Below are 3,809 nucleotides of genomic sequence, written 5' to 3'. Positions count from 1 at the left end.
TAACTAAAAATAGTAGCAACATCTATATTGAGAAATTTATTACTAATTCGTTTTAAGTACCAAAAGGTACACCTTGAGATATATTTTTAGCTTTCATTTATTTAGTGTTAAGTGAACTCCTTGTATTGTCTATAAAAGTATACCTTTACGGGTCACCCCCTGGAATTATAATGCCACTTCTAAAAAGTACACTTAAAATTTGTATATTATCGAAACATGAAGAGAATACTTATAATTGGAGGTGGTAAAATTTAATGACAGTGTTAACTGAATTATTATCAAATCGAAGATTTAGTTTAACCATTTTACCAACTGAAAAGTGTAATTTTAGGTGTACATATTGTTACGAGAATTTCGAAGCTAGTAAGATGTCTGATGAAATCATTCAAGGAATAAAAAGATTAATTCTTCGTAGGGTCTCAGACCTTGAATATCTTAACATCGATTGGTTTGGAGGGGAACCACTTGTTGCTAAGGATGTTGTCTTAAACATATCTAAATTTGTTAAAAAGTTATCTAAAAGGCATCCACAATTAAAATACCGTTCTGGTATGACAACAAATGGTTATTTACTAACTCCTGACCTTTTTTCGGAATTAACAAATTTAAATGTTTTGGACTATCAAATTACTTTAGATGGTCCAAGCGATATACATAACAAAACAAGACTAAAAGCAAACGGTGAAGGGACTTTCAATAAAATTTGGGGAAATTTGTTAGAAATCAAAAAATCTTCTGCTCCGGTATCTATATTGATTAGAGTTCATGCTACTCCAGATAACATTATGTTATTAGACCCTTTAATTGAAGATTTACGACAGGAGTTTATTTCTGACCCAAGATTTAAAGTATTATTTCGTGCAGTTGGCCATGCTGGAGGACCAAATGACAAGACCTTTGATGTCTTCCCAACAAATCAAAGAGGGCAAATCATAAAGAGTTTAGAAAAAAAATTATATGGTGAAAACTATACCTTTTATGAAGAAAAAAATCCTTATATATGCTATGCATCTCGGCCAAATCACATGGTGATACGTTCAGATGGAAAGATCAATAAATGCACAGTTGCTCTGTATGATAATCACAATCATATTGGTTCATTATTACCTGATGGAACTGTGAAGATTAACCAGGATCGTTTATCCCCTTGGTTACGGGGCATTGAAAATTTAGATTATTCTATTCTACAATGCCCTTTAAAAGGTATATCTGGAATTTAAACACCATTAAAAATCATATTATTACTTAGGAGGATTCCAATGTCAAAAAATCAAGTTGAGATTGTTATCGATGAACAGGGGCGAATTATAGTTTCAGGTTCTCTTGCAGATACATTAAAACAACAATTACAAATGGAAATTGGGGACCGAATTATACATGAGGGTGAGGTTTCACGACGCGGAGGACATGGTGGAGGTGGAGGAAGCGGTTCAGGACATAATTACGCTTTAATCTGTGCCGGTAGCCATAATTCTGGTTTAATCTGTATCGGTGATCAAGCAGAGTAGACTTAAAAACATCCTCTTTCTCGATATTCGATTAGAGACAGGTCATAAGAATAGACTGTAATGATAAATTAGAACGATAATACTTAACCATACATGTCTATCAACTTAAACATTTTATAAAGTCCCAGAACAAAAAATTGTGCATCTTCACTTGGAGATGTCAATTTTTTGTTCTGGGGTCCTATCCACATTTTAATGAAAATATACGCTAAGCAAATTCGACACGAAAAAACGTTGATTATACTATTCTAAGGGATTCATACAGTCTCAAAAACATAAGTATTTAAGACAACCAAAATTCACATTAAAATGTCGTAAAAATAGCATTAACCCCATCTCAAAACCCATTTTTAAATTTACTGTTCATAGTGATTTGAAACGATTTATTACTAGGAGGTATAAAGAATGCCACAATTAGCTTTTTTCGTTGCTGGAGTCTCAGAAATTGTCGGTGGCGCGGGTTTATTATTAGCTTGGGATCGGTTCGACCGTGGGCCTTCAGCAGCAGATGATATAGATATAAACGGCTGCCAACTCTACGCATTAGTAAACCCAATCATTGGACCAGCACTTCCATTCAAAATGGTAACAAAGGGACCAATCGCTATACCCGAAGAAAACTGCCCTACCTATCCTGATGGCTTCCCCAATCAGGACTTAGTGACTCGCTTTGAGATAAAACCAGGAGGTACAACATCTAGTCACATAGAAGATTTGACATTTGAATTATTTAGTGGATCTACGCGAATATATGGCGTAGCTCCTGAGGGGCAAACTCTAAAAATTGAGTCTGCTAACTGGAGTCTTCTACCGTCAACTGTGTCTTTTCAGGATAGATTAGAAATTCAGCCTTGGGAAGATCCTTTAGAGGGATGGGCACAATTAATAAATTCAACAACTCCTTCTAAAGAAATATGGAGATCACTTATGACTCCAAATGATAATCTAACCTGGTTAGAGATTTGATTATTTATTAGTTCATTTAATGTACTAATGTAAACGTCAAGTAACTCCAAAATATACAATAAAAGTTGATTTTGGGTTTCTTTGCCCATCCCCTCGGAATGGGGGAATAGCAAGTGTGATTTGGAATAAAGAAAATTCTAACTGATTTCATAAAAAAGAACTAAAGAATTATTGTCTTTAGCGCTCTTTTCCTGCTAATTTATTATCTATTTCTGAAGTATCTACACCTTCTCCGAACCAATCACATAACTTGTTTTTAGCTAAATCTTTAATATCTTGATCAATATACATAACAACTTGCATAAGAGCAATTCCTAATGCGCCTAAATCATCAGCAAAACCAACTACTGGAATAGCATCTGGAATCAAATCTAACGGTAATGGTATCCAATCAAATTGTACTAAATAACACTAAGTAAATATAGTAGTACAAATAATATACAGGTTTAAGCAGACATACCCTGGGACACTTCTTAAAAGTACTTTGCGTATCCCCCCTTTTCGAGGGGATGGGCAAGAAACACCCTAGAACGGAAATGTTCTGTTAACTGAGAGGTTAAACAGCTAATCCAAACAATTTATGAATGAATTCAGCTTCATTTCGGGCAGACTTCACCCTTTGGTGAAATTGCCCTTTTCTCATCATATGCATAGCTTCGACGCCACTTAAAATGCAATTAGCTGTACGAAGTGATTTCAGTCCTAACATAGAGCGAACTCGTTTCTTGATAAAACGATGATCTTGTTCCACGATGTTATTAAGATATTTCACTCGCCTTATTTGGATGCCCATAGGCATCTTTTTTTCATTCTTCAACTCTTCAATTGCTACAGGATAGGCGGGATTCTTATCAATAGTTATCACACGAGGTTGTGAAACATGAAAAGACCGCAAAGCTTTCTTGAAGAAGCGCTTTGCAGCCTTTGTGTCTCTTGTTTCACTGAGATAAAAATCAATCGTGTTTCCTTTGGAATCCACTGCACGATATAGATACATCCATTGACCTTTTACTTTGATATATGTTTCATCGACTCTCCAGGAGTCATTCGTTTGTTTAAGATAGCGCCGAATTCGTTTATCTAACTCAGGACCATATTGATGTACCCACCGCATAATGGTTGTGTGAGAAATAGATAAGCCTCGTTCTTCCATCATTTCCACTAAATTACGAAAGCTTAGGCTGTACCGTAGGTACCATCTGACTGTTAATATAATCACATCAGATTGATAATGTTTCTACTTAAATAAATTTTGCTTTTTCATACTGATCACGTCCTTTTGTAGATTGATAATATCAGTATGTCCAAGTTTTATAGATTTTTTGCACCAGAACC

Annotated in this window: 4 protein-coding genes and 1 pseudogene; 3 read left to right on the top strand and 2 right to left on the bottom strand. The window is 35.0% G+C overall.

All coding sequences use genetic code 11. The features are described from left to right. Positions 1-254: 254 nt before the first annotated feature. From V7024_RS24090 to V7024_RS24080, 3 genes are all read left to right on the top strand, one after another. Positions 255-1,220, top strand: coding sequence for a radical SAM protein (locus V7024_RS24090; protein WP_335524595.1), 966 nt, complete (start codon positions 255-257; stop codon positions 1,218-1,220). Positions 1,221-1,259: 39 nt separating this feature from the next. Continuing rightward, entirely contained in the window at positions 1,260-1,508 is a 249-nt protein-coding gene (locus V7024_RS24085) for a hypothetical protein (protein ID WP_335524593.1), read from the top strand. A gap of 405 nt (positions 1,509-1,913) precedes the next feature. Beyond that, positions 1,914-2,474, top strand: coding sequence for a hypothetical protein (locus V7024_RS24080; RefSeq protein WP_335524592.1), 561 nt, complete (start codon positions 1,914-1,916; stop codon positions 2,472-2,474). Between the two features lie 177 nt (positions 2,475-2,651). Here V7024_RS24080 and V7024_RS24075 read toward each other — a convergent pair whose 3' ends face one another. Then, the gene (locus tag V7024_RS24075) at positions 2,652-2,861 is read right to left on the bottom strand and encodes a YkvA family protein (RefSeq protein ID WP_438824515.1); all 210 of its coding nucleotides are present in this window, start codon (positions 2,859-2,861) and stop codon (positions 2,652-2,654) included. A gap of 169 nt (positions 2,862-3,030) precedes the next feature. Beyond that, a pseudogene (locus V7024_RS24070) lies at positions 3,031-3,738 on the bottom strand (IS6 family transposase). Between the last annotated feature and the right edge of the window lie 71 nt (positions 3,739-3,809).

The organism is Bacillus sp. JJ864 (genome assembly GCF_036963045.1).
Lineage (GTDB): Bacteria > Bacillota > Bacilli > Bacillales > Bacillaceae_G > Bacillus_A > Bacillus_A pseudomycoides_C.
The sequence above is the reverse complement of the archived record's forward strand: the minus strand, read 5'-3'. Positions and strand labels throughout refer to the sequence as shown.

Excerpts from the sequence above, each read along its gene's own strand:
- V7024_RS24080 (WP_335524592.1), top strand. The coding sequence starts at position 1,914 with ATGCCACAATTAGCTTTTTTCGTTGCTGGAGTCTCAGAAATTGTCGGT.
- V7024_RS24085 (WP_335524593.1), top strand. The coding sequence starts at position 1,260 with ATGTCAAAAAATCAAGTTGAGATTGTTATCGATGAACAGGGGCGAATT.
- V7024_RS24090 (WP_335524595.1), top strand. The coding sequence starts at position 255 with ATGACAGTGTTAACTGAATTATTATCAAATCGAAGATTTAGTTTAACC.